Consider the following 24438-nt stretch of genomic DNA (forward strand, 5'->3'; position numbering starts at 1 on the left):
GCCCTTTCGCGAGGTTCACGTTCGAGAGGTTCACGACGACCGCCGGGAGACATCGCGCAGACCGTGGTACCAGCCGAGCACCCGCCGCTCGACCAGCCGGAAGACGACCGACAGGACGAAGCCGAGCAGCCCGAGCAGCAGGATCCCGGTCCACATGTCGGGGATGGCGAAGCCGCGCTGGAACTGGACGATGGTGAAGCCGAGCCCGTTGCTCGCGGCGAACATCTCGCTGATGACCATCAGGATGATGCCGATGGACAGGGCCTGCCGCAGCCCCGCGAAGATCTGCGGGCTCGCCGAACGCAGCACCACGTGCCGCAGCCGGGCCACCCCGGTGATGCCGTACGAGCGGGCCGTCTCCGACATCACGGAGTCGACCGCCCGGACGCCCTCCACAGTGTTGAGCAGGATCGGCCAGACACAGCCGCTCGCGATCACGGCGATCTTCATCGTGTCCCCGATGCCCGCGAACAGCATGATGACCGGCACGAGCACCGGCGGCGGCACCGCGCGCAGGAACTCGAGCACCGGCTCGCACACGGCCCGTACCCGGCGGTACGACCCGATGACCGTGCCGAGCGCCACGCCCACGACGGCCGCGCACGCGTAACCGGCACTCAGCCGCAGCACGCTCGGCAGCACGTCGTCGCGCCACCGGTCGCCCGTCCACACGTCCGGGAAGGTGGTGAGGATCGTGCGCAGCGGCGGCCAGTAGACGTCGGTGCTGTCGTCCGAGGCGACCCACCACCCCGCGACCAGCAGCGCGGGCAGCGCGACGACGAAGACCCCCCGCAGCAGGACGCCCCTCACACCGCCACCTCCCCGCGCACCGACTGGTGCCAGGCCAGCGCCCGCCGCTCGACGGTCCGCGCGCCCACGTTGATCAGCAGCCCGAGCAGCCCGGTGACCACCACCAGCGCGTACATCTCCGGCACGGCCTGCGAGGTCTGGGCGACGGCGATACGCGCGCCCAACCCCGGTGCCCCGATGACGAGTTCGGCGGTCACGGCCAGGATCAGCGCCACCGCCGCGGCCAGCCGCACACCCGTCATGACGTACGGGAGGGCCGTCGGCCAGAGCACGTGCCGGACCCGGGCCCAGGTGCCGAGGCCGTAGGAGCGGGCCGTCTCCTCGGCGACCGGGTCGACGTCCCGGACGCCGTACATGACCTGGACGAGGACCTGCCAGAAGGACGCGTACACGACCAGCAGGAGGACCGAGCGCAGTTCGGTGCCGAACAGCAGGACGGCCAGCGGGATCAGGGCGACCGAGGGGATCGGGCGCAGGAACTCGATCGTGGAGGCCGTCGCCTCGCGGAGGTAGGGCGTGACCGAGATCAGAACTCCCGCCAGGATTCCGGCTGTCACCGCGATCGTGAGCCCGATCGCCCAGCCGGTGAGCGTGTCCCCGAGCGCGGTCCAGAAGGCCTCGTCGGCGAGCTCCGTCGCGAGCGCGTCGGCGATGCGGCTGGTCGGCGGGAAGTACTCGTCCTTGACGAGGCCGAGCCGCGGCACCGCCTCGCCGAGTGCGAGGAAGGCCGCGAGCCCGGCCGCGCCCAGGAGGGCGTTGGTGCCCCTCACGGAAGGAGCTTGTCCAGGTCCGGGGCCGTCTTGAACAGGCCGTCCTGCACGCCCAGTTCGGACAGCCGCTCGATGGAGGCGCGGTTCGGCTCGGCCGGCCACCGGGGCAGGGTCAGCGTCTCCAGGAGGTTCTTCGGGATCTTCGTGTACGTGGAGATGATCTCGCGGGCCTCGTCCGGGTGGCTGTCGGCATAGGCGAGGGACTCGGCGGTCGCCTCCTGGAACTTCTTCAGCGTCTCCGGGTTCTTCTGCGCGTACTGCTGGGAGGTGAAGTACATGGCCACGGTGAGGTCGGGCGACACGTCGACGAAGAGCGACGCGATGCTGGTGCCGCCCTGGGACTTGATGGTGGCGAGCGCGGGTTCCACGACACAGGCCGCGTCCACCTGGCCGTTCGCGAGCGCGGCCGGCATCTGGTCGAAGGGCATCTCCACGAACTCGACCTTGGACGGGTCGCCGCTGTCCTTGCGGACCGACTCCTTGACCGAGGTGTCACAGATGTTGTTGAGCGTGTTGGCGGCGACCTTCTTGCCCTCCACGTCCTTGGCGGACTTGAGGGGGCTGCCCTTCTTCACGGCGAGCTCCGCGAAGTCGGCGCCCTGCTTGCCGGTGGACGCGACACCGTTCGACACGGCCTTGACCGGCATGTTCTTGGACTGGGCGACCAGCAGGGACGTCATGTTGCTGAAGCCGAAGTCGAACTGGCCGGAGACGACACCGGGCACGATCGCCGCGCCGCCCTGCGCGCTCGTCAGCGACAGCTTGATACCGCGCTTGCTGTAGAAGCCCTTCGACTGGCCCAGATAGAGGGGCGCGACGTCGATGATGGGGATGACGCCGGCCTTGATCGTGGTGGTACCGCCGGACGCCTTGGCGTCGTCCGACCCGGAGGAGTCGGACGAACCGCAGGCCGTCGCGGCGACGAACACGGCTCCGGCCGCGAGGCCGATGAGCAGACGACGCATGACTCCCCCTACTGGGACAGTTCCTCGACGGGCTGTGCGCAGACCGCACAGAAGTGCTCAGCGGGAACGTAGAACCTCGCCGCGACCTGGTCAATGCTCTTGACACGCAAGGACGTTGACAGAACCGTGCTCTTAGAGTGCGCAGTGCGCACCCCCGTGCGTCCCGTGGAGGCGATGATGCCTGCTGGAGCCCGCGAACCTCATTTCGTCCGTTCCTTCGAGCGCGGCCTCGCGGTCATCCGCGCCTTCGACGCCGAGCACCCGGAACTGACGCTCAGCGAGGTGGCACGGCACACCGACCTCACCCGCGCGGCGGCCCGCCGCTTCCTGCTGACGCTCTTCGACCTGGGATACGTGACGACGGACGGGCGGATGTTCCGGCTCACCCCGCGCGTCCTCGAACTCGGCTACTCGTACCTGTCCAGTTTCACCCTGCCGGAGCTCGCCGAGCCGCATTTGGAGCAACTCGTCGCGCAGATAAGGGAGTCGTCGTCCCTGTGCGTCCTCGACGGCGACGACATCGTGTACGTGGCACGGGTGCCCACCCGCCGCATCATGACCGCGACGATCACGGTCGGCACCCGCTTCCCGGCCCATGTGACGTCCGTGGGACGGGTGTTGCTCGCCCAGCTGCCCGACGAGGAGATCGACGCCCGGCTCGTCCGCGCGGACCTGCGCGCACTGACGGCCCGCACGATCGTCTCGGCCGACCTGCTGCGCACCGAACTGCGCCGGGTACGCCGTCAGGGGTACGCGATCGTCGACCAGGAGCTGGAGGAGGGGCTGCGCTCGGTCGCCGTCCCGGTGCGGGACCGGGACGGCGAGGTGGTGGCCGCGGTCAACATCCCCGTGCACGCCAGCCGCAACTCCGTCGACTCCGTACGCCGTGACCTGCTGCCGCATCTGCTGGCCACGGTCGCCCGGATCGAGGCGGACCTGGGGTCCGTCCGGCGGGTCGGGTCGCAGACGCGGTAGCGGTAGCGGTCGTCACAGGTCGAGCACGAGGCGCTTCCCGCGGCACCGGGACACACAGATGAGCATGGTCTCGCCGGTCTCCCGTTCCTCGTCCGTGAGGACCGAGTCCCGGTGGTCCGGGGTGCCTTCGAGGACGTCCGTCTCGCAGGTCCCGCAGGTGCCCTCGGTGCAGGAGAAGAGCACCTCGACCCCCGCGGACCGTACGGTGTCGAGCACGGAGACGTCCGCGGGGACGGTGAGCGTGCGACCCGACCGCTCCAGGACCACCTCGAACTCCGTGTCCGCGCCCGTCTCCTGGACCTTGGGCTGGAACCGCTCGACGTGCAGCGATCCCTTCGGCCACTGTGCGCACCGCTCCTCCACGGCGTCCAGCAGCGGCCCGGGACCGCAGCAGTAGACGAGCGTGCCGGGCTGCGGGGTGCCGAGTTCGGCGGCGAGGTCGAGCAGCCCGGCCTCGTCCTGCGGGGCGATCCGCACCTTGTCCCCGTAGGGGCTCAACTCCTCGACGAACGCCATGGAGTTGCGCGTACGGCCGCCGTACAGCAGTGTCCACTCCGCGCCCGACGCCTCGGCCTCCGCCAGCATCGGCAGGATCGGGGTGATGCCGATGCCGCCCGCGACGAAGCGGTAGCGCGGCGAGGGCTGGAGGGCGAAGTGGTTGCGCGGGCCGCGCACGCGGACCTTGCCGCCCGCCTCCAACTGCCCGTGCACATGGGCGGATCCGCCGCGTCCGTCGGGTTCCCGCAGGACCGCGACGCGCCAGGAGCGCCGGTCGGCCGGGTCACCGCACAGGGAGTACTGCCGCTCCAGGTCCGGGCCGAGGACCACATCGATGTGGGCGCCCGGCTCCCAGGCCGGCAGTTCCTCGCCGAGCGGATGGCGGAGGGTGAGGGCGAGCACGCCTTCGGCGGCCAAGTCCCGTCGCTCGACGACGAGTTCGGCTTCGTAGGAGGTCATGAGCCGTTTCCTTGGGGGACGTGCGGGTCGTGTGGGCCGTTCGGCACGTTCGGGTCGCGCGGGGTGTGTCCTTCGGGGTGGCCGAGCATCCACTCCCACATCTCGATCGGGTCCTCGGCGCTGTGCTCGGCCCCGCAGTGACAGGTGCCGTGCAGCACATCGGTGCCCGGCAGCCAGTCGATGCGGTAGATCTCGCCGGTCGGGCTGGTCACTGGACCTTCTCCATGGGCTTCTCGCCCTCCTCGACCAGCCGGGCGAGGATCCGGCGGGCGGCCAGACCGCCGGTGTCGATGTTGATGCTCAGCTCCTGGTAGCCCGTGCGTTCCGTGCCGAGCGTCTTCTGCAGCAGGTTGAGCGCGTCGACGTCCTGCATCACGACGGTGTGGTTGTTGCCCCGCAGGAACTCGGTGACCTCGGCGTCGTCGGTCGCCCAGTCGCGCGAGACCATCCAGAAGTCGTACACCTTGCCGTCGGCGGACGGCGTGATGGCGTACGTGATCTCCGTGTGGAAGCCGTTCGGATCTCTGCCGTCCGCCTCGGGCACCACACCGACCGGGGCGATCCGGCTGTGCAGCAGATACAGACACGGCGCGTGGTACTCGATGTCCTGCCAGCGGGTGATCCGCCCTCTGATACCGGTCGACTTGGCGTAGAACGGCGGGCATTCGGCGTCGTCCATGTGCCGGCTGACCCGGACGATGCCCGCGCCCTCGTCGACCTCGGTGGTGATCGGCGTCTCGGCGACCTCGGGTGTGCCGATGTAGCCGCCGTGCAGATACGTTTCGTGGGACAGGTCGAGGAGGTTGTCGACGAGGAGGCCGTAGTCGGCGTCGATCGGCTCCATCCCGCTGACCGTGACCCAGCCGGGGGAGTCCAGGTGCCGGGCCCGCGGAATGGTCTCCGGATCGGCGAGGGCCGCGTCGCCTATCCACACCCATATCAGGGCGTCCTGCTCGACCACCGGGTACGAGGCGACCCGGGCGGTGCGGGGGACGCGTTTCTGACCGGGCACGTACACGCACGTACCCGTCGTGTCGTACGTGAAGCCGTGATAGCCGCAGACGATCCGGTCGCCGTCGAGCCCGCTCTCCGAGAGCGGGTAGCGGCGGTGCACGCAACGGTCGTGCAGGGCGACCGGCCGTCCGTCGTCCTCGGTGCGGTAGAAGACGAGCGGCTCACCGAGAACCGTCCGGCCGAGCAACTCCCGCCCCACCTCGTGGGCGTAGGCGGCGACGTACCACTGATTCCTGGCGAATGCGGTCATGTGCGGCATGGGCGGGTCCCGTCTTCGTCGACGTCGTGTCGGCAACACCATGACGTTGTCGCCTCCACCCCGGCAAGAGGACTTCCGTCGGACGGAAAATCCCTGGTCAGTCGCTTACAGGTCGCCCGCGCCGTCGATGTACGACTTGGTGGTGTCGGTCAGGAAGTCACGGCTGTTGTCAGGGTCGAGGGCCCGGGTCCGGAGCTGGTCGTACATCACGCTGTAGTGCTGCACGTCGGACGGTTTCTCCAGGCAGAGGTCGCTGGTGAACCGTTCCAGGTACACCACCCCTGCCTCGTGGATGTCGGCGAACCTCAGGATGGAGAACTGGCCTGACAGGCCAGGGTGAGCGCCCACGCTGTAGGGGAGGACCTGCATGGTGATGTGCGGCTCGGCGCCGAGTGCGCTGAGGTGCTCCAGTTGTTCGCGCATGATGTCGGTGCTGCCGACGACGCGGCGCAGGGCCGATTCGTCCAGGACGACCCACAGGCGCAGGGGGCGGGCCGGGTCGTAGATCCGGTGCTGACGGCGCAGCCGCACCTTGAGGCGCGTGGCGGCCTGTTCGGCGGTGAGCAGGGGGATCGTTTCGCCGATGACGGCCTCGGCGTAGGCGGGGGTCTGCAGCAGGCCGGGGATCACCATGGGGTCGTAGGTGTGGAGGGAGACGGCGTCCGCCTCCAGGCCGATGTAGACGCTGTTGGAGAGGTCGCCGTAGGAGCGCCACCAACTCCGCGGGCCCGATTCCTTGGCCATCTCCATCAGGGAGTCGATGACCTCCCGGTCCGTCACTCCGTAGATCGCGCACAGGTCGCGAACGTCGCGAGGGCTGATGGCGCGGTTGCCGTTCTCCAGATGACTGATCTTGGGCTGGGAGACCAGGAGTCGCTCGGCAACTTCCTTGCTCTTCAGTCCACTGGCCATGCGGAGACGGCGGAGCTCGGCCCCGAGAAGGCGTCTCCTGACGGTGGGATTGCTCGTTGCCGCCACGCGCGATGTACCTCCGGTCCAAGTCCCTGTGGTGGACCGCAGATTGCCATGCGGCAAGGATTGTTGATCACACGCCATGCCGATGTGATCGCAGGTGCCGAAACGGACTCTTACGTTGGCATTTGCCACACTTCAAGCGGTGCGGAAGGGTTCGCTGACGTGTGAAGGGAGCGCTGGCGCCAGGTGTCCTGTGCCGTGTGTCCCGTGCCTGTGCGCGGCCGACTGCTGGTGTCACCGCCGTGCTGCGCAACAAATGGTGCCAATGTTCGGCTATGAAGCGTTCTGTCCCATCAGGGCCCCTGGCCCTCGGCGGCCTGCCGGTCGCTGTCGCTGTTGCCGTCGCTGCCCTGGTGCTGGGGCTGGTCCACCCTGCGAGCGGCCACACCCTCACGGACCGTTGCCCGCATACGGGCGCCGCGACGGAATGCCGGGTGGCCCCGAAGCCGGTGCGCGGGGAGGATCCGGGACCGGTGGCGAGACTCTACGGTTCGGAGGTCCGCCGGATTCCCACCACGAGCCGACTGGTGGCGCTGACGTTCAACGCGGCGTGGGACGAGACCGGCGTGGAGACGGCCTTGACGGTGCTGCGCGGGCGGAACGTACCTGCGACGTTCTTCCTGACCGGCCGGTTCGCCGAACGCCACCCCGGTGCGGCCCGGTTGATGGCGGCCGAGCATGGGATCGGCAACCACTCCTACAGCCATCCGCAGTTCGCGGACCTCACCCGCCAAGAGGCGACGCAGGAGATCATGGGGGCCGACCGGGCGATCCGTCGGGCGACCGGGGCGGTACCGCTCCCGTTCTTCCGCTTCCCCTACAGCGCCACCACCCCGGATGGCATCGCCCATGCCAACGAACTGGGCTTCGCGGACATCGAGTTCACCACCGACACCAACGGCTACCTCGGAACCGCCGGCGGTATGACGGTCCAGAAGGTCGTCGACCGGGTCGTGAACGCCCTGACCCCCGGGGTGATCGTGCAGATGCACGTCGGTACGGCCCAGGGACGCGGACCCGCCCTCGACGTCCAGGCTCTCCCGCGCATCATCGACGCCATCCACGCCCACGGATACCGGATCACCGACCTGCGGACCGTCCTCGAATAGGAAACCCGCCAGGAACCCGCCAGGAAACCCGCCAGGAACCCGCCAGGAAACCCGCCGGGAAATCCACCCGCCCCATCTGCGACGATCCCTGCGTGGACTACCCGAACGATCAGCACCCCGCGGCCCCCGTCCGCTCCGGAATTCCGGAGCACGGCCGCATCCCGAAGTACTACGCGGTGAAGGCGCGGATCTCCGCCCTCGTCGACGAACTCGGCGAGGGAGGGCTGCTCCCCACCGAGCGGGACCTGTCCGAGCGGTACGAGGTCGCGCGGGAGACCGTGCGGCAGGCGATCCGTGAACTGGTGCTGGAGGGGCGGCTGCGCCGGCAGGGGCGCGGCACGGTCGTCGCAGGCCCGAAACTGGAGCAGCCGCTGTCGCTCGCCAGCTACACCGAAGGCGTACGACGTCAGGGACGAACCCCTGGCCGAAACCTCGTCACCCTCGACCGCTTCCCCTGCCCCGAGGCGCTCGCCGCCGAGACCGGGCTCACGCGCGGCGAACCGGTCTGGCATCTGGAGCGCGTGCTGCTCGCGGACGACGAGCGGGTCGGGCTGGAGAGCACCTACGTCTCGGTGGCCCGCATTCCCCGCCTGGACGCCGACTTCGACCCCGACTCCTCCTTCTACGCCTACCTCCACCAGCAGGGCATCGCCTTCGGAGACGCCGACGAACGCATCGAGACGGTGCTCGCCACCCCGCGAGAGGCCCTCCTCATCGGCACCCCGCCGGCCCTTCCGATGCTGCTGATCCACCGCGTTTCACGGGACACCGACGGGCAGCCGCTGGAGCGGGTGCGGACGCTGTTCCGGGGGGACCGGTTCTCGTTCACGACCCATCTCAGCGGCTGAAAACACCCCCTCCGCACCTTCTCTCGACCCCTTTTTATTATCACGAATAGATAACGGGTCTAGCCCAAATGTGATAGCCGGTTCACGCTCCCGTTGTGAGCCGGACCCTTCCGGTTCCCCGATCCCGAGGAGCGTGGCCGTCGTGAGAGTGATAGTCGTCGGAGCCGGCGTGGTGGGCACCATGCACGCCTGGCAAGCAGTGGAACGCGGCCATGAGGTCGTACAGATCGAGCGCGAGGCGGAGGCTCGCGGCGCCTCGTTGCGCAACTTCGGCCAGATCTGGGTGAGTGGCCGCGCGGGGGGCGAGGAACTGGAAACCGCGCTGCGGGCGCGGGAGTTGTGGGAGGAGATCGGCAGCCGGATCCCCGGACTCGGCTTCCGGCCGAACGGCTCGCTGACCCCCGTCCGCGGTGACCTCGAACTCGCCGTCGCAGAGGCCGCCGTGGCCCGTGAGGACGCACCCGCCCGCGGCTACAAGCTGCTGACCCCCGACGAGGCGCGGGCCCTGAACCCCGCCCTGCGCGGCGAGTTCAGCGCCGCCCTGTACTGCGAGCGGGACGCGGCCGTCGAGCCGCGCACCGCACAACTCGCCCTGCGCGCCGAGCTGTTGAAGTCGCCGAGGTACACGTTCCTGCCCGGCAGGGAGGTCCGCGAGGTCATCGGTCACCACGCCGTCCGCGACGACCACGGGGACGTGCACACCGGGGACGTCGTCGTCCTCTGCACGGGCGCGTGGCTCGGCGGCCTGGTCCGTGAGCTGGCCGGACCCGCTCTGCCCGTCCGCCGCGTACGACTCCAGATGATGCAGACCGACCCGCTGGGCGAGCCGCTCACCACCTCGGTCGCCGACGCCGACAGCTTCCGCTACTACCCGGCGTACGACTCCGCGGCCCTGGACGAGTTCAACGCCCGTCAGCCCCAGGCACGGACGGCCGCGGACCACCGCATGCAACTGCTCATGGTTCAGCGCGCCGACGGCGGGCTGACCATCGGCGACACCCACGAGTACGAGCACCCCTTCGCCTTCGACACCCTCGAAGACCCCTACGACCACCTCACCGAGGTCGTCGAGTCGTTCCTCGGCCGCCCGCTGCCGAAGATCCGGCGCCGCTGGGCCGGGGTGTACGCGCAGTGCACCGACCCGAGCCGGGTCGTGCACCGGCAGCAGGTGCGCGACGGGGTGTGGCTGGTCACCGGGCCCGGCGGGCGCGGCATGACCTGCTCGCCCGCGATCGCCGAGACGACCGCGAACGAACTGGGCTGGTGACACCCCTCATGACCCACACGAACCACGACATCCGTCTCGTCGTTCTCGACATGGCCGGCACCACCGTCGCCGACGGCGGCCTCGTCGAGCGGGCCTTCGCGACGGCCGCCGCCGAACTGGGCGTCGAGCCCGGCAGCCCCGACCACGCCGACAAACTCGCCTACGTCCGCGCCACCATGGGCGAGTCCAAGATCTCCGTCTTCCGGCATCTGTTCGGGGAGGAGACGAAGGCGCAGGAGGCCAACAGGGCCTTCGAGGAGGCGTACGCGGAGCTGGTCGACGGCGGGCTCGTCGCGCCGATCCCCGGTGCGCGCGAGGCCGTCGAGCAGCTCAGGTCCCAGGGCCGCACGGTCGTACTGACCACCGGCTTCGCGCGCACCACGCAGGACGCGATCCTGGCCGCGCTCGGCTGGCAGGACCTGGTACCCCTGACGTTGTGCCCAGCCGACGCCGGAGGCCGGGGGCGCCCCTACCCCGACATGGTTCTCAGCGCGTTCCTGCGGACGGCGGCGGCGGACGACGTCCGGCAGATCGCCGTCGTGGGCGACACCTCGTACGACATGCTCAGCGGGGTCCGTTCGGGGGCGGGCGTGGTCGCGGGTGTCCTGACCGGCGCGCACGACGAGGACGCGCTGCGGGCGTCCGGGGCCACCCAAGTGCTGCATTCCGTGGCGGAGTTGCCGGGAGCCCTCGCATGAGCAGCGGCATCCGCTTCGACTCGGTGACGGTCGCCTACGACGGGAACGTCGTCCTCGACGCGCTCGACCTCACCGTCGAGCCCGGCGAGGTGATGGCCCTGCTCGGGCCGTCCGGGTCCGGCAAGACCACCGCGCTGCGGGCGGTCGCCGGGTTCGTGCGGCCCGTCTCCGGGCGGGTGTACCTCGGTGAGCGCGATGTGACCGAACTGCCCCCGCACCGGCGGGGGATCGGGATGGTCGTCCAGCAGTACGCGCTGTTCCCGCACATGCGCGTCGAGGACAACGTGGCCTTCGGACTGAAGGCGCGCAAGGTCGCGAAGAGCGAGATACGCGGGCGGGTCGCCGAGGCGCTGGAGATGACCGGCATGTCGGCCTACTCCCGCCGCCATCCCCGGGAGTTGTCCGGCGGTCAGCAGCAACGCGTCGCCATCGCACGGGCGTTGGCCATCCGGCCCGGCGTACTGCTCCTCGACGAACCGCTGTCCGCGCTGGACGCCCGGCTGCGCTCCGGGATGCTGGCCGAACTCGCCCGGCTGCACCGGGAGTTGCCCGATGTGTCGATCCTGTACGTCACCCACGACCAGGTCGAGGCGCTGACGCTGGCCGACCGGATCGCGGTGATGGACCGGGCCCGGCTCCAGGACTGCGGGACTCCTCACCAGCTCTACCGGGCGCCGAGGACCGAGTTCACGGCCTCCTTCGTGGGCAACGCCAATCTGCTGCCGGTGACGGTGGGGGAGGGCGGCGTCTCCTTCGGCGGGCGCGAGGTCGAGGTCGGGACGGAAGGGATCGCGCCCGGCGCGCAGGCCACCCTGTGCGTACGCCCTCACCTCGTCGGCCTCGGTTCCGGCCCCAACCAACTCGCCGGAACCGTCGACGAGATCCAGTGGCGGGGCGCCACCCACCGGCTGTACGTCGACGTGGACGGCCACCGGCTCATGGCGGACCTGCGGGAACTCAAGGCTCCGCCGGCTCACGGGGACGCGGTGACGCTGCACTTCGCACCCGAGGACGCGACACTCCTGCCCGCCGGAGTCACCCCCGCCGGAGTCACCGATGAGTAGGCGGCTGCTGTGGGTCGCGCCCCCCGTCGCCGTCCTGGCTCTCGTCTTCCTCTACCCCCTCGCCCTTGTCGTCCAGCAGTCCTTCCAGCCCGACACCGGCGGGACCTCGCTCCAGCCGTACTCCGACGTCCTCGGCTCCGAAGCCTTCCGCGAAGCCCTGTGGACCACCGTCTGGCTGGCGGTCGGGGCGACCGTCGGGTGTCTGGTGCTCGGGTTCGTGCTGGCGCTGATCATCGCGTTCGTGCCGTTCCCGGGGGCGCGGAGCGTCGCCAGGTTCATCGACGTCTTCCTCTCCTTCCCGTCCTTCCTGATCACGCTCGCCCTGCTCTTCATCTACGGGACCGTCGGCATGGCCAACGGCCTCTGGGCGGACGTCACGGGCGCGGCGGACGGGCCGTTCCGGTTCCTGACCACGCCGTGGGGCGTGCTCCTCGCCGAGGTCACGTACTTCACGCCCTTCGTCGTACGGCCGCTCCTCGCCGCCTTCTCGCAGCTCGACACCGCGCAGCTGGAGGTGGCGGCAGGTCTCGGTGCGCGGCCCGCGCGGATCATCCGGACGGTGATCCTGCCGGAGGCGCTGCCCGCGCTCGCGGCCGGCGGGAGTCTCGTCCTCGTCCTGTGCCTCAACGAGTTCGGGATCGTGCTCTTCACCGGGGCGAAAGGGGTGACGACCCTGCCGATGCTCGTCTACAGCAAGGCGATCCTGGAGTCCGACTATCCGGGCGCGTGTGTGGTCGCCGTCGTCAATGTCCTGATCTCCGTGGGGCTCTACGGCCTCTACCGGGTGGTGAGCCGTCGTGCTGGTGCATAGCAGGAAAGGGAAGTGGGCCGCCTGGGCCCTGTTCCTCGTTCTCTTCCTCCCGCTGTTCGCCCTGCCTCTGCTGGTGATCCTGGCCGCGTCGTTCGCCACCAACTGGTCGAGCGTCCTGCCGTCCGGCTTCACCACCGGGCACTACGACGCCGCCACCCGCGGCGAGGCCCTCCAGGCGCTGACCACCAGCCTGATCACCGCGCTCGCCGCGAGCCTGCTCGCGCTTGCCGTCGGGACCTGGGCCGCCCTCGCCGCATCCGGACTCAAGCGACGCCAACGCCGGTTCCTGGACGCCTTGTTCGTGCTGCCCGTCGCCGTGCCCTCCGTCGTCGTGGGGCTCGCGATCCTCGTCGCCTTCTCCAAGCCGCCGCTGCTGCTCAACGGCACCCGGTCGATCGTGATCCTCGCGCACGCCGTCCTCGTCACCGCGTTCGCCCATCAGTCCGTGTCGGCCGCGATCGCCCGGCTCGACCCGGCGTACGAGCAGGCCGCGGCCTCGCTCGGCGCCCGCCCCTCCTACGTCCTGTGGCGAGTGAAGCTGCCCCTGCTGCTGCCCTCGCTCACCGCTGCCGCCGGCCTCTGCTTCGCCCTCTCCATGGGCGAGTTGAGCGCCACGATGATGCTGTACCCGCCCGGCTGGACCCCGCTTCCGGTCCTGATCTACGCGGCCACCGACCGCGGCGCCCTGTTCGCCGGCTCCGCGCTCGCCGTGGTCCTGATGACGGCGACGCTGATCGCCCTGCTCGCCGTCTCCCGCGTACGCACCAAAGCCTCGTACCGCTGACCTCATCCCCTGAACAGCCCATTCAGTTGAACAGCCCTTTCAGCGCAAGGAGTTCACCTCGCCATGTCCAGGAACAGGCTCGTCCCGATCGCCGCCCTCTGTCTCCTCGCCGCCCCGCTCACCGCCTGCGGAGGCACCTCCGCCGCCTCCGACGAGAAGGTCGTCACCGTCTACAGCGCCGACGGCCTCAAGGGCGAGAACGGTGACGGCTGGTACGACCTGGTCTTCAAGGACTTCCAGAAGGACACCGGGATCAAGGTCGAGTACGTCGAGGGCGGCTCCGGCGAGGTGGTGCAGCGCGCCGTCCGCGAGAAGAGCAACACGCAGGCCGACGTGCTCGTCACGCTCCCGCCGTTCATCCAGCAGGCCGACGGCAAGGGACTGCTCCAGAAGTACACCCCGGCCGGATCCGACCAGGTCGACGGCGCCGACAAGGGGGCCGACGGCACCTGGACCTCCGTCGTCAACAACTACTTCGGGTTCATCTACAACAAGAAGGAGCTCAAGCAGGCCCCCACCACGTGGGAGCAGCTCCTCGACGCCGAGTACAAGGACAAGATCCAGTACTCCACGCCCGGTGTCGCCGGTGACGGAACCGCCGTACTGATCAAGGCGATGCACGACTTCGGCGGCGAGAAGGCCGCCATGGACTACCTCGCCAAGCTGCAGTCCAACAACGTCGGCCCGTCCGCCTCCACCGGCAAGCTCGCGCCCAAGGTCGACAAGGGTGAACTGCTCGTGGCGAACGGCGATGTCCAGATGAACTTCGCCCAGGCCAAGTCCATGCCGAACCTCGCCATCTGGTTCCCGGCGACCGGCACGGGCAGGCCCACCACCTTCGCCCTGCCCTACGCGGCCGGGCTCGTCACCGGAGCCCCGCACAGCGAGAACGCCAAGAAGCTCCTCGACTACATGCTCAGCCGCAAGGCCCAGCAGCAGGTCAGCGAGATCGGCGGCGGCTTCAGCGCCCGCCAGGACACCAAGCCCACCGACGCCAACGCGATCGCCCTCACCAAGCTCATGGACGGCGTGGAGGTCTTCGAGCCCGACTGGGCCGACATCGACAAGAACCTCACGTCGTACGTCGGTGACTGGAAGGACGCGACCGGCAGCTGACCGTTTTCCGAAGGCGGACCGCGGCACCGTGATCCGGGCGCGCACCTCACGTACCGCCGTGTTTCACACAGATGCCACGCGCCCCTTCCCTGACGTTTGTTGCTCTTGGAACACTCCATTCGCGCACGTTCCATCACGTACTCGCCCTCAGTTACCCCATCAGGACAAGAGGTCACCTGACATGCCCGAAGTGAATCGGCGCCGTTTCCTCCAACTCGCAGGCGGCACCGCGGCGTTCACCGCGCTGTCGGAGAGCATCGCCAAGGCCGCGGCCATCCCCGCGGGGTATCACCGCGGCACCATCGAGGATGTCGAGCACATCGTCGTCCTTATGCAGGAGAACCGTTCCTTCGATCACTACTTCGGTGCGCTGAGAGGCGTCCGCGGCTTCGGCGACCCCCACCCGGTCACGCTCGACAACGGCAAATCCGTGTGGCACCAGTCGGACGGCACCAAGGACGTGCTGCCCTTCCACCCGGAGGTCGACGACCTCGGCATGCAGTTCCTGGAGGGCCTGCCGCACAGCTGGCCCGACGGGCACGCCGCCTACAACGGGGGCAAGTACGACAAGTGGGTCCCCGCGAAGGGCGCCACGACCATGGCGTACCTGACCCGCGAGGACATCCCGTTCCACTACGCGCTCGCCGACACCTTCACCGTCTGCGACGCGTACCACTGTTCGTTCATCGGCTCCACCGACCCGAACCGCTATTACATGTGGACGGGCTTCACGGGGAACGACGGCAAGGGCGGCGGGCCGGTCCTCGGCAACGACGAGGTCGGCTACGACTGGACGACCTACCCGGAGCGCCTGGAGAAGGCCGGGATCTCCTGGAAGGTCTACCAGGACATCGGCGACGGCCTGGACGCGGCCGGCTCCTGGGGCTGGATCCAGGACGCGTACCGCGGCAACTACGGCGACAACTCGCTGCTCTACTTCAACAAGTACCGCAACGCCAAGGCCGGCGACCCGCTGTACGACAAGGCCCGCACCGGCACTGACGCCCGCAAGGGCGAGGGCTTCTTCGACCAGTTGCGGGCCGACGTCAAGGGCGGCAGGCTGCCGCAGGTCTCGTACATCGCCGCCCCCGAGGCGTTCTCCGAGCACGGCAACTGGCCCACGAACTACGGCGCCTGGTACATCGCCCAGGTCCTGGAGGCGCTCACCTCCGACCCCAAGGTGTGGGCGAAGACGGCCCTGTTCATCACGTACGACGAGAACGACGGCTTCTTCGACCACCTCGTCCCGCCGCTGCCGCCGCGCGACGCCGACCGGGGCAAGTCCACCGTCGACGTCGGCCCGGACCTCTTCGCGGGCAGCTCGACCCATGTCGCAGGACCGTACGGGCTCGGCCCGCGCGTGCCGATGCTCGTCGTCTCACCCTGGAGCAAGGGCGGTTACGTCTGCTCCGAGACCCTCGACCACACCTCGATCATCCGGTTCATGGAGCGCCGCTTCGGCGTCGAGGAGCCGAACATCTCGCCCTGGCGGCGGGCCATCTGCGGCGACCTGACCGCCGCCTTCGACTTCTCCCGCAAGGACAGCAGGCCGGCCGACCTCCCGGACACCGACGCGTACGAGCCGCCGGACAAGGACCGGCACCCGGACTACAAGCCGACCCCGCCCGCGGATCCCAAGCTGCCCAAGCAGGAGCGCGGTCAGCGGCCCGCCCGCCCCCTCCGGTACGCACCGTGGATCGACGGCTCGGTGGACCCGAAGGCCGGGAAGTTCACGCTGACCTTCGCCTCGGGCAAGAAGGCCGGCGCCTCCTTCCACGTCACCTCCGGGAGCCGCACCGACGGACCCTGGACCTACACCACCGAGGCCGGCAAGAGCGTCTCGGACACCTGGAACTCCGCCTACTCGAACGGCTCGTACGACCTGACCGTGCACGGGCCCAACGGCTTCGTACGTGTCTTCAAGGGCCCGGGCAAGACCGCCGGACCCGAGGTCACAGCCCGTCATGACGGGGACGACATCGAGCTGACCTTCACCAACAAGGGGTCCCGCACGGCCGAGCTCAAGCTCACCAACGGCTACGGCGGCAGGCCCAAGTCGATCCGTGTACGGTCCGGCGCCACCGTCAGGCACACCGTGGACCTGGGGGCGAGCAAGCGCTGGTACGACCTCACCGTGTCCGACGCGGACGGTTCGTTCCTGCGCCGGTTCGCCGGGCACGTCGAGAACGGCCGCGTGGGCGTCAGCGACCCGGCGATCGCCAGGGTGTAGACGATGCGATTCGCCACAGGAGATGCGATGAGTCCCACATCGCACGGACTGGTCAGGTTCTGGTGGGCCCGGGGTAGTGTGCCCCGGTGACCACGCATTCGAACACTCCTGCAGGTTGGTACCCGGATCCTCAGGGTGCGCCCCAGACGCTGCGTTACTGGGACGGCGTTCAGTGGACCCAGCACACCAACCAGGACCAGCAGCAGGCTCAGGCCGCTCAGCCGGTCCAGCCCGTGCAGCAGCAGCCCGTGCAGCAGCAGCCTGTGCAGCAGCCGCAGGCTGTGTACCAGCAGCCGGCGCAGCAGGTTCCGCAGCAGGCGGGAGGGTTCGACCCGCGCGTGCAGCAGCAGGTGCATCAGCAGGCCGGTGTCGCACCGAACACCGCCGGCGGGGGCACGCTGTTCACCGAGCCGGTCCTGGTGGTGAACCAGAAGGCCAAGCTGATCGAGCTGACCAACGAGTACAAGGTCATGGACCAGCAGGGCAACCAGCTCGGCGCGGTGGTGCAGGTCGGACAGAGCGCGCTCAAGAAGGTGCTGCGCTTCTTCGCGAGCCTCGACCAGTTCATGACGCACAAGCTGGAGATCCGCGACGCGTACGGCCAGCCGCAGCTGCTGCTGACCCGGCCCCGCAAGTTCATGAAGTCGCGGGTGCTCGTGGCGCGTCCGGACGGTTCGCCGGTCGGTGAGATAGCCCAGCAGAACATGGTCGGGAAGATCAACTTCGCGATCAAGGTCGACGGCAAGCAGGTCGGCGCGATCAAGGCGGAGAACTGGCGCGCCTGGAACTTCTCCATCGTCGATCACGCCGACAACGAGGTCGCCCGGATCACCAAGACCTGGGAAGGCCTCGCCAAGACGATGTTCACGACGGCGGACAACTACGTCCTGCAGCTGCACTACCAGCTCCCCGAGCCCCTGTTGAGCCTCGTGATAGCGACGGCGCTGACCGTCGACACGGCGCTCAAGCAGGACAACCGAGGGCTTGGCTGACGAATCGGTTCGTCATGTTCGTCGTGTGGGAGGGGCGGTCGCGGACATCCGCGGCCGCCCCTCCCACATTCCGTCGTGGCCGGTCTACAGCGGGGTGAGACGCCCGGGCTTCGGCTGCCGAGGCAGCAATGACGGCTCGTTCAACGCCGATCCGGGCTCCAGGGCGAGAACGGCGGCCACGGGGTGCTCCTCGTCCACCGAGGTCTCCATCGAAGGCTCCGGCGGAGTGGCTGTCAGGGATTCCGCCGTCAGGGTCGGGGATTCCACCGCCGAAGGCTGCGGCGTGGCGCGCGACAGTGTCACCACGCCCCAGGCCGCGACCGCCGCCCCGGCCAGCGCGAGCAGCAGTCCCGCCGCGCCGCCCTGCAGCCGCTCGCCGAGCAGCGAGAGGCCGATCACCGCGGCGGCGATCGGGTTGGCCAGTGTCACCACCGCGAGGGGAGCGCCGAGCCCGCCCTTGTAGGCGGTCTGCGACAGCAACAGCCCGCCCGTCGCGAACGCGGCGACCAGCAGCGCGACCACGATCACCTGCCCGCTGAGCAGAGACTCCGAGCGGTCCGTCGCGGCGACCGTGACGGTCTGCGTGAGCGCCGAGGCGACACCCGAGGCGAAGCCGGACGAGGTCGCGTGCCGCAGTCCGGGGCGGGTGCCCGGCCTCGCCAGTACGCCGACGAGTGCCATGGTCGTACCCGCCACGGCCAGCGCCTGCGGGACGCTCAGCACATCGTCCGGTGCGGGCCCGGACGCCGTGACCAGCAGGGCCGCGAGCCCGGCCAGCGTCAGCGCCGTACCGCGCCACTCGACGAAGGTGACGCGCCGCCCCGCCATCCGCGCGCCGAGCGGCACCGCGGCGACGAGCGTGAGCGCGCCGAGCGGCTGGACCAGCGTGAGGGGCCCGTACTTGAGGGCGGCCACGTGCAGCAGCGCCGCCGCCGCGTTGAGGCCCACCGACCACCACCAGGCACCGCTGCCGAGCAGCCGGAGCACCCCGGAGTCGGGGGTCCGTGCGGCCAGCCGCTGCTGGGCCACGGCCGCGGCGGCGTACGCGACGGCCGAGAACAGCGACAGGACGACGGCGACGAGCGTGGCGCTCATCGTCCGGCTCCCACGAGCTCCGGAGCGTCCTGCGCGCCGGGTGTCCCCGGCCCGCCCGGCCCGCCGGGTCCGTCCGGTGTCTGCGGCCCTTCCAGTACGGAGCCGCCGGCGCCCACGCGCTCCCGGGTGGGGGCCGTCGGTGCCGCCGTCCGGCGGGGTGCGCGGATCACGGCGAGGGCGATGCCGAGCAGCGAGGCCGCGACGATCGCGTCGAGCCAGTAGTGGTTGGCCGTGCCGACGATCACCAGCAGCGTGACCAGCGGATGCAGCAGCCAGAGCCACCGCCACCGGGACCGGGTCGCGGCGATCAGGCCGATCGCGACCATCAGGGCCCAGCCGAAGTGCAGTGAGGGCATCGCCGCGAACTGGTTCGACAGCGAGTCGGTCTCGGGCGAGGCGCCGTACACCGTGGGTCCGTACACCTGGCCGGTGTCCACGAGGCCCGTCGCGGCGAGCATGCGGGGCGGGGCGAGCGGGAACGTGAGGTGCACCACCAGGGCGGCGGCGGTGACCGCGGCGAGCACCCGGCGGGCCCACACGTAGTGCCCGGGCCGCCGCAGGTACAGCCAGATCAGGAAGGCCGCGGTGGCGGGGAAGTGGACGGTCGCGTAGTAGGTGTTGACCACGTGCACGAGGGTGTCGCTGTGCAGCAGCGCCGACTGTACGTCGCCTTCGCCGGGCAGACGCAGGAACCGTTCGAGGTCCCAGACCCGGTGCGCGTTGTCGAAGGCCTCACCGGTGTGGCCCGTGGCCAGTTGCCGGCCGAGCTTGTAGACGAGGAAGAGCCCCGCGACGAGCAGGAGCTCACGGACGAGGGGCGGCCGCTGTATCGCGGCCTCCCCTTCTCTTGCAGGCTCGGATCGGCTTTCCATCCCCGGCCCCCTTGCTGACGTTCTGGTCGTGCTGGTGCGTGGTGAGCCCAGGAGGGGATCCACTCGACACAGGGGTGGGTCCTGTCCAAGGCTCATCGATACGCCAGTGTACCGATACGTTCGCGTTCCGGTACACTGGCGTATCGATAGGACTTACGCCACACTGAGGGCCGGCCGAGGGCCACACTGGGGAGCACACGGGAAGCGGGCCCGCACGGGGCCGCCGGGACCAGCGAGGAGAAGAGCCATGACGTCGCAGGCAGCGGACGAACCGGAGACGGTCGTCGCCTCGCGCCGCTCCAAGATCACGCCTCAGCGTGAGCAGGAGTTCTTCGACGCCGTGCTCGACCAGATCCGCGAGTGCGGCTATGACGCGCTGACCATGGAGGGCGTCGCCTCCAGCACCCGGTGCAGCAAGTCCACGCTCTACCGGCAGTGGAAGACGAAGCCGCAGTTCGTGGCAGCCGCGCTGCGGGCCAACCACTGTCCCAAGTTCATCGGTATCGACACCGGTTCGCTCGCGGGCGACCTGCGCGCGGTCGCGCGCACGGCGGGTGAGCGGTCGGACGAGGACACCAGGCTGCTGCAGGCGCTCGGCCAGTCCGTGATGCAGGACGAGGAGCTGAAGCTCGCGCTGCGCGACGCACTGGTGGAGCCCGAACTGGAGGCGCTCCGCGGGATGGTCCGGCGCGCGGTCGAACGCGGGGAGATCACGGCCGACCATCCGGTCCTGGAGTTCGTGCCGGCGCAACTGCTCGGCGTGCTCCGCGTCCGCCCCCTCCTGGAGGGGTGCCCCGCGGACGCCGACTACCTCCTGCGCTATGTGGAGGTGGCCCTGCTGCCGGCCCTGGGGCTGTCGGATGCCACCGGGCCGCCGGACACCATCTGAGACCCAGGCCGCCGTCCATGGGATGACTGGACGGTGACCTGCTCGCGCCGCACCGTGGGGACGGGGGCGGCGCGCACCCCCCGGCCGGGTGGGGTTCCTCTCGAGCGGAGAGGCGCTCCACCCGGCCGATTGGTGTGCGGCCAAGGCCCGGGGCCCTGACCGCCGTACGTCCTACATGCTCTGCACGTCCTACACGTCCTACACGTTCTGCCCGTTGCCGCCGCCGCCCGCGGCCTCCTTGATGCCCTTGGTGATCTCGTCGATGACCGACTGCTTGGGGGCCTTGGAGCTGACATCGATGCCGAAGCGCACGACGACGAGCTGCTTGGAGTTGGAGGGCGCCGGGAAGACGAGCGACTCGACGTAGCCGTCGTCGCCCTTGCTCGTGACGACCTTCCAGCGGACCGCGTAGCCCTTCTGCCCGGCCACGGTCACGGCCTTGGACGAGAGCTCGTCGTGCGAGGTGATCTTGCCGTAGCTCTTGCCGCCGTAGGACTCCTCGGCGTTCTTGGAGATGTCCTCCTTGGCGGCGGCCTCGGCGGTGGTGGCCTTGAGCTCCAGGGCGAGCGCGGGGGCCGAGTAGGCGCCGCCGAGGCTGCACTCCGCCGAGGCGTCGCCGGGGCACTTGTAGGAGCCCTTGGTCGTCACCTGCGCGCCCACCTGGATGGTCGAGCCGCTCCAGCCGTCGGGCACGGGCAGGCTGATGCCGTTGATCGGGTCGGTGGCGTAGCCCTCCTCGGACGGGAGCGGCTGCGGGACCTCGGACTCGCCGCCCTCCGGGGCACCGGGGCCGCCCTGGCCGCCGCCGTCCTGCCCCTGCGGGCCGCCCGGCTGGGTCGGCACCGGCTGGGTGTTGGCCGAGTTGGTGTTGTCCGAGCCGTCGTCCGAGGTCAGCGCGTACACCCCGCCGCCGATGCCGGCGAGGACCGCCACGGCGACGGCGACGGCTATCGCCGTGCGTGCCTTGCGTCGTGGGCCGCCCGGGTGCGCGCCCGGATAGGGCGAGCCCGGTGAGAACGCCGGAGGACCCCAAATGGCACCGGACTCCGCTGGGCGGGTCTGGTCCGTCCATGTCCTACCGTCCCACCAGCGCTGCGTTGCGGGGCCGTCAATTGTCTGCCCGGGGTCGGGATACCAGCCGGGGGGAGTCGCCTGCGTCATGGGTCCACCGTATGAGGCGCGAGTGAAAGCCGGATGAGAGGATCCGGATTCATTTCACCCAATCACCAGCCGCACCGGCTGTTTCAAGCCCCGGGGCACCCGTGGCAGCCCGTCCCGCCCCGGTGTCACCGAGCCCAGCACGCTGGGATGCCGGGCGCCGGTGCTCCTCGGATCGGTGCCCGCGAGACCGTGCAGCGTCAGGAAACCGAGGACGGCGAACGCGTACGCCTCCTTCGCCGCCGACGGCAGGCCCAGCGCGTCGGAGGTGTGCACCGGGGCCCCCGGCAACTCCTCGGCGAGCATCGCCATGAGGACGGGATTGCGCGTGCCGCCGCCCGATGCGATGACCTCGGTGGCCCGCACGGACCGGACGGCGTCCGCGACCGTGCGCGCGGTGAGCCGGGTGAGGGTGGCGATCACGTCCTGGTGCGAGAGAACGCCGGTGTCCGTCGGAGCCGCCGGATCGACCGCCGTAGCCAGTACAGCGGGGTCAGCCAGAGCCGCCAGCAGATAGTCCCGGTGGAACAGCTCCTTGCCGGTCGTCTTCGGGGCGGGCAGCGCGTAGTACGGCTCGTCGAGGAGCCGGCTCAGCAGCGGCTCGTGGACCCTGCCGCGGGCGGCCAGCGCGCCGTCCGTGTCGTAGGCGCGGCCGGTGAAGTGGTGGACGGCCGCGTCGATGAGCGCGCTCGCGGGACCCGTGTCGAAGGCGGTGCCGTCGGGCGCGGTGAGGTTGGCGATGCCGCCGAGGTTCAGCGCGACCGGGGTGCCCGGCCTGCCGCGCAGCCACAGCAGGTCGAAGAGGCTCACCAGGGGCGCCCCCTGGCCGCCGGCGGCGATGTCGCGTGGCCGGAAGTCGGCGACCACGGGCAGCCCGGTGGCCTCCGCGATCCAGGCGGGCTGACCGATCTGCAGGGTGCCGCGCACCTGCCCGCCGTCGGTCCAGTGGTAGACGGTCTGGCCGTGCGAGGCCACCAACTCGGCTCGTCCGTCGCACAGTTCGCGGTCGGCGCGGAGGGCGGTCGCGGCGAAGGCCTGCCCGATGAGCGTGTCCAGGCGGCACACCTCGGCGAGGGTCGTGGCGGCCGGAGGCAGCGCCGCCGCGAGGGCCTCGCGCACCTCGGCCCCGTACGCGTCGCCGACCATGCCGAGCGGCCGCAGCACCAGACTGTCCCCGTCGAGCCGCAGGTCGGCCGCCGCCGCGTCGATCGCGTCGTACGACGTGCCGGACATCAGGCCGATCACCCGCATCCGTTCAACTCCCTCCCTGTACCGGCTCCTTACGGAGCGTCAGAAGCGCGAGCACGCTCACCGCGCAGGTCACGGCCGCGTAGTACGCCGGAATGTCCACGCTTCCCGTCCGCTTGATGGTCTCCGTGATGATGAGGCCCGCGCAGCCCGAGAACACGGCATTGGACAGGGCGTAGGCGAGTCCCAGCCCCGTGTAGCGGACGCTCGTCGGGAACATCTCCGAGAGCATCGCGGGGCCCGGCCCCGCCATCAGCCCCACGACGGCGCCCGCGACGAACACGGCCCCGCCCTTCACTGCGTTCGAAGTGCCCGTGTTCTGAAGGAGGTTGAGCAGCGGGACCGCGAGGACGGTGACCAGCAGCGCGCCCGTCAGCATCACCGGCCGTCGGCCGATCCGGTCGCTGAGCAGGCCCGCAGGGATGATCGTGGCCGCGAAGCCCAGGTTGGCGAGGACAGTTGCGACCAGGGCCTGCTGGAACGTGGCGTTCAGTGAACTCTGCAGATATGAGGGGAGCACGACGAGGAACGTGTAACCGGCCGCCGCCCAGCCCATGATGCGCCCCGCGCCCAGCGCGATCGCCTTCGCCACCTCACGCCCCGGTGGCCGTTCCGGCAGGGGCTCCTCCCGGAGCGACTCGAAGGACGGGGTCTCGTCGAGCCGCAGGCGCAGCCACAGCGCTCCGAGCCCCATCGGCAGCGTCAGCAGGAACGGCAACCGCCAGCCCCAGTCGCCCAGTTGCCCCTCGCTGAGCACGGTCGCCAGCAGCGCGGCCACTCCCGCCCCGCCCAACAGCCCCAGCGCCACCGTGAACGACTGCCACGACCCGTACAGGCCCCGCCTGCCCGGTGGCGCGAACTCCGTCATCACCGACACCGCACCCCCGAACTCCCCGCCCGCGGACAGCCCCTGAAGGACCCTCAGAAAGGTCAGCAGCCAGGGCGCGAGGGCACCCACCGTGTCGTACGTGGGCAGCACGCCGATCAAGGTCGTCGCGGCCGTCATCAGGACGATGACCATGATGAGTACGGGCCGGCGTCCGACGCGGTCGCCGAGCCGCCCGAACAGCGCGGCGCCGACGGGCCGGAAGAAGAACGCGAGCGCGAAGGACGCGTATGTCTTGACCAGTGCCTCGACCTCGCTGCCGCCCTCCGGCGTGAAGAACCGGGCCGCGATGACCGTCGCGAAGTAGCCGTAGACACCGAACTCGTACCACTCGATGAAGTTGCCCACGGACCCCGCGACCAGCGCTCTGCGGGAGCGCTCAGGCCGGTCGGTCCGCAGGCCGGAGCCGTGCACCGGAGCGCCCATGCCGTTCCTCCCGCCGCCCTGACGATGTTGGAAAGTTAGTTTCAGTTCACGGCTTTTGACTGTCAATAACTTTCACCCGGGCCGGTCGGCGGTGTCGTCGGTCATCTTCGGGCCGTCGGCGTCACTCGTTGTGTCAGCAGGTGTCCCGACCAGGCTCCATCGTGTCTTCCGGAGGGCTAGGCTCAAGGTCTGTACGTCGTTTGGGCGACCTGGGGAGGTA

Annotated in this window: 24 protein-coding genes; 12 read left to right on the top strand and 12 right to left on the bottom strand. The window is 70.0% G+C overall.

Going from position 1 to position 24438, the window contains the following annotated elements; all coding sequences use genetic code 11:
* Positions 1 to 30: 30 nt before the first annotated feature.
* The 3 genes from ACN20J_RS41180 to ACN20J_RS41190 are packed head-to-tail and all read right to left on the bottom strand — an operon-like array spanning position 31 to position 2545.
* The gene (locus ACN20J_RS41180) at positions 31 to 810 is read right to left on the bottom strand and encodes an ABC transporter permease (protein ID WP_419667924.1); all 780 of its coding nucleotides are present in this window, start codon (positions 808 to 810) and stop codon (positions 31 to 33) included.
* Complete coding sequence (locus ACN20J_RS41185) at positions 807 to 1580, bottom strand: ABC transporter permease (RefSeq protein WP_189839586.1); 774 nt, start codon at positions 1578 to 1580, stop codon at positions 807 to 809. Before ACN20J_RS41185 ends, ACN20J_RS41180 begins: the two co-directional genes overlap by 4 nt.
* On the bottom strand, positions 1577 to 2545 hold the full coding sequence (locus ACN20J_RS41190; RefSeq protein ID WP_419667925.1) for an ABC transporter substrate-binding protein: 969 nt from the start codon (positions 2543 to 2545) through the stop codon (positions 1577 to 1579). Before ACN20J_RS41190 ends, ACN20J_RS41185 begins: the two co-directional genes overlap by 4 nt.
* 177 nt (positions 2546 to 2722) lie before the next feature.
* On the opposite strand from ACN20J_RS41190, the gene ACN20J_RS41195 reads away from it, so the two are divergent.
* The gene (locus ACN20J_RS41195) at positions 2723 to 3520 is read left to right on the top strand and encodes an IclR family transcriptional regulator domain-containing protein (RefSeq protein WP_190227648.1); all 798 of its coding nucleotides are present in this window, start codon (positions 2723 to 2725) and stop codon (positions 3518 to 3520) included.
* A gap of 12 nt (positions 3521 to 3532) precedes the next feature.
* Here ACN20J_RS41195 and ACN20J_RS41200 read toward each other — a convergent pair whose 3' ends face one another.
* The 4 genes from ACN20J_RS41200 to ACN20J_RS41215 all read right to left on the bottom strand — a co-directional run bounded on the left by ACN20J_RS41200 (position 3533) and on the right by ACN20J_RS41215 (position 6728).
* Complete coding sequence (locus tag ACN20J_RS41200) at positions 3533 to 4477, bottom strand: PDR/VanB family oxidoreductase (RefSeq protein ID WP_361996692.1); 945 nt, start codon at positions 4475 to 4477, stop codon at positions 3533 to 3535.
* Entirely contained in the window at positions 4474 to 4689 is a 216-nt protein-coding gene (locus ACN20J_RS41205) for a hypothetical protein (RefSeq protein ID WP_361900820.1), read from the bottom strand. The genes ACN20J_RS41200 and ACN20J_RS41205 overlap by 4 nt, the downstream gene beginning before the upstream one ends.
* Positions 4686 to 5750: a Rieske 2Fe-2S domain-containing protein gene (locus ACN20J_RS41210; RefSeq protein WP_419667926.1), complete on the bottom strand. Its 1065-nt coding sequence runs from the start codon at positions 5748 to 5750 to the stop codon at positions 4686 to 4688. The genes ACN20J_RS41205 and ACN20J_RS41210 overlap by 4 nt, the downstream gene beginning before the upstream one ends.
* Before the next feature lie 105 nt (positions 5751 to 5855).
* Positions 5856 to 6728 carry a helix-turn-helix domain-containing protein gene (locus ACN20J_RS41215; RefSeq protein ID WP_419667927.1) on the bottom strand — a complete coding sequence of 291 codons (873 nt, stop codon included), beginning with the start codon at positions 6726 to 6728 and terminating at the stop codon, positions 5856 to 5858.
* 470 nt (positions 6729 to 7198) lie between these two features.
* Here ACN20J_RS41215 and ACN20J_RS41220 point away from each other — a divergent pair, with 470 nt between their 5' ends.
* The 10 genes from ACN20J_RS41220 (at position 7199) to ACN20J_RS41265 (ending at position 17644) form a co-directional block, all read left to right on the top strand.
* Entirely contained in the window at positions 7199 to 7834 is a 636-nt protein-coding gene (locus ACN20J_RS41220; RefSeq protein WP_419667928.1) for a polysaccharide deacetylase family protein, read from the top strand.
* Positions 7835 to 7926: 92 nt separating this feature from the next.
* Entirely contained in the window at positions 7927 to 8682 is a 756-nt protein-coding gene (locus ACN20J_RS41225; RefSeq protein WP_190227351.1) for a GntR family transcriptional regulator, read from the top strand.
* A 142-nt stretch (positions 8683 to 8824) separates the two neighbouring features.
* Entirely contained in the window at positions 8825 to 9949 is a 1125-nt protein-coding gene (locus ACN20J_RS41230) for a TIGR03364 family FAD-dependent oxidoreductase (RefSeq protein ID WP_419667929.1), read from the top strand.
* A gap of 8 nt (positions 9950 to 9957) precedes the next feature.
* A complete protein-coding gene (locus tag ACN20J_RS41235) occupies positions 9958 to 10647 on the top strand; it encodes a phosphonatase-like hydrolase (protein WP_419667930.1) in 690 nt (229 codons plus the stop codon).
* On the top strand, positions 10644 to 11711 hold the full coding sequence (locus tag ACN20J_RS41240; RefSeq protein WP_419667931.1) for an ABC transporter ATP-binding protein: 1068 nt from the start codon (positions 10644 to 10646) through the stop codon (positions 11709 to 11711). Before ACN20J_RS41235 ends, ACN20J_RS41240 begins: the two co-directional genes overlap by 4 nt.
* Positions 11704 to 12522, top strand: a complete 819-nt coding sequence (locus ACN20J_RS41245; protein WP_419667932.1) for a 2-aminoethylphosphonate ABC transporter permease subunit — start codon at positions 11704 to 11706, stop codon at positions 12520 to 12522. The genes ACN20J_RS41240 and ACN20J_RS41245 overlap by 8 nt, the downstream gene beginning before the upstream one ends.
* On the top strand, positions 12509 to 13306 hold the full coding sequence (locus ACN20J_RS41250; RefSeq protein WP_419667933.1) for an ABC transporter permease subunit: 798 nt from the start codon (positions 12509 to 12511) through the stop codon (positions 13304 to 13306). Before ACN20J_RS41245 ends, ACN20J_RS41250 begins: the two co-directional genes overlap by 14 nt.
* A 63-nt stretch (positions 13307 to 13369) precedes the next feature.
* The gene (locus ACN20J_RS41255) at positions 13370 to 14422 is read left to right on the top strand and encodes a 2-aminoethylphosphonate ABC transporter substrate-binding protein (protein ID WP_190227357.1); all 1053 of its coding nucleotides are present in this window, start codon (positions 13370 to 13372) and stop codon (positions 14420 to 14422) included.
* 181 nt (positions 14423 to 14603) lie between these two features.
* Positions 14604 to 16652, top strand: a complete 2049-nt coding sequence (locus ACN20J_RS41260; RefSeq protein WP_419667934.1) for a phosphocholine-specific phospholipase C — start codon at positions 14604 to 14606, stop codon at positions 16650 to 16652.
* An 86-nt stretch (positions 16653 to 16738) separates the two neighbouring features.
* Positions 16739 to 17644 carry a phospholipid scramblase-related protein gene (locus ACN20J_RS41265; protein WP_419667935.1) on the top strand — a complete coding sequence of 302 codons (906 nt, stop codon included), beginning with the start codon at positions 16739 to 16741 and terminating at the stop codon, positions 17642 to 17644.
* Between the two features lie 84 nt (positions 17645 to 17728).
* Here the strand turns inward: ACN20J_RS41265 and ACN20J_RS41270 are convergent, their stop codons facing one another.
* Both ACN20J_RS41270 and ACN20J_RS41275 read right to left on the bottom strand, forming a co-directional pair.
* Positions 17729 to 18739, bottom strand: a complete 1011-nt coding sequence (locus ACN20J_RS41270; protein WP_361919787.1) for a DMT family transporter — start codon at positions 18737 to 18739, stop codon at positions 17729 to 17731.
* Positions 18736 to 19611, bottom strand: a complete 876-nt coding sequence (locus ACN20J_RS41275) for a phosphatase PAP2 family protein (RefSeq protein ID WP_419667936.1) — start codon at positions 19609 to 19611, stop codon at positions 18736 to 18738. Before ACN20J_RS41275 ends, ACN20J_RS41270 begins: the two co-directional genes overlap by 4 nt.
* 247 nt (positions 19612 to 19858) lie before the next feature.
* Between ACN20J_RS41275 and ACN20J_RS41280 the strand changes: the two genes are divergently transcribed.
* A complete protein-coding gene (locus tag ACN20J_RS41280; protein ID WP_419667937.1) occupies positions 19859 to 20500 on the top strand; it encodes a TetR/AcrR family transcriptional regulator C-terminal ligand-binding domain-containing protein in 642 nt (213 codons plus the stop codon).
* 198 nt (positions 20501 to 20698) lie between these two features.
* Here the strand turns inward: ACN20J_RS41280 and ACN20J_RS41285 are convergent, their stop codons facing one another.
* From ACN20J_RS41285 to ACN20J_RS41295, 3 genes are read right to left on the bottom strand one after another with little or no spacing between them, the layout of a single operon-like run.
* Positions 20699 to 21661 (bottom strand): DUF2510 domain-containing protein, encoded by a 963-nt coding sequence (locus tag ACN20J_RS41285; RefSeq protein WP_419667938.1) that lies wholly within the window; start codon positions 21659 to 21661, stop codon positions 20699 to 20701.
* 54 nt (positions 21662 to 21715) lie between these two features.
* The gene (locus ACN20J_RS41290) at positions 21716 to 22909 is read right to left on the bottom strand and encodes an anhydro-N-acetylmuramic acid kinase (RefSeq protein WP_419667939.1); all 1194 of its coding nucleotides are present in this window, start codon (positions 22907 to 22909) and stop codon (positions 21716 to 21718) included.
* A gap of 4 nt (positions 22910 to 22913) precedes the next feature.
* Positions 22914 to 24218, bottom strand: coding sequence for an MFS transporter (locus tag ACN20J_RS41295; protein ID WP_190227365.1), 1305 nt, complete (start codon positions 24216 to 24218; stop codon positions 22914 to 22916).
* Between the last annotated feature and the right edge of the window lie 220 nt (positions 24219 to 24438).

This window comes from Streptomyces sp. 2-1 (assembly GCF_048564895.1).
Lineage (GTDB): Bacteria > Actinomycetota > Actinomycetes > Streptomycetales > Streptomycetaceae > Streptomyces > Streptomyces phaeochromogenes.

Bases quoted from the DNA above. Each gene is read 5' to 3' on its own strand.
- ACN20J_RS41190 (WP_419667925.1), bottom strand. From the start codon at position 2,545: ATGCGTCGTCTGCTCATCGGCCTCGCGGCCGGAGCCGTGTTCGTCGCC.
- ACN20J_RS41195 (WP_190227648.1), top strand. From the start codon at position 2,723: ATGCCTGCTGGAGCCCGCGAACCTCATTTCGTCCGTTCCTTCGAGCGC.
- ACN20J_RS41200 (WP_361996692.1), bottom strand. From the start codon at position 4,477: ATGACCTCCTACGAAGCCGAACTCGTCGTCGAGCGACGGGACTTGGCC.
- ACN20J_RS41210 (WP_419667926.1), bottom strand. From the start codon at position 5,750: ATGCCGCACATGACCGCATTCGCCAGGAATCAGTGGTACGTCGCCGCC.
- ACN20J_RS41235 (WP_419667930.1), top strand. From the start codon at position 9,958: ATGACCCACACGAACCACGACATCCGTCTCGTCGTTCTCGACATGGCC.
- ACN20J_RS41240 (WP_419667931.1), top strand. From the start codon at position 10,644: ATGAGCAGCGGCATCCGCTTCGACTCGGTGACGGTCGCCTACGACGGG.
- ACN20J_RS41245 (WP_419667932.1), top strand. From the start codon at position 11,704: ATGAGTAGGCGGCTGCTGTGGGTCGCGCCCCCCGTCGCCGTCCTGGCT.
- ACN20J_RS41255 (WP_190227357.1), top strand. From the start codon at position 13,370: ATGTCCAGGAACAGGCTCGTCCCGATCGCCGCCCTCTGTCTCCTCGCC.
- ACN20J_RS41260 (WP_419667934.1), top strand. From the start codon at position 14,604: ATGCCCGAAGTGAATCGGCGCCGTTTCCTCCAACTCGCAGGCGGCACC.
- ACN20J_RS41270 (WP_361919787.1), bottom strand. From the start codon at position 18,739: ATGAGCGCCACGCTCGTCGCCGTCGTCCTGTCGCTGTTCTCGGCCGTC.
- ACN20J_RS41275 (WP_419667936.1), bottom strand. From the start codon at position 19,611: ATGGAAAGCCGATCCGAGCCTGCAAGAGAAGGGGAGGCCGCGATACAG.
- ACN20J_RS41280 (WP_419667937.1), top strand. From the start codon at position 19,859: ATGACGTCGCAGGCAGCGGACGAACCGGAGACGGTCGTCGCCTCGCGC.
- ACN20J_RS41285 (WP_419667938.1), bottom strand. From the start codon at position 21,661: ATGACGCAGGCGACTCCCCCCGGCTGGTATCCCGACCCCGGGCAGACA.
- ACN20J_RS41290 (WP_419667939.1), bottom strand. From the start codon at position 22,909: ATGCGGGTGATCGGCCTGATGTCCGGCACGTCGTACGACGCGATCGAC.
- ACN20J_RS41295 (WP_190227365.1), bottom strand. From the start codon at position 24,218: ATGGGCGCTCCGGTGCACGGCTCCGGCCTGCGGACCGACCGGCCTGAG.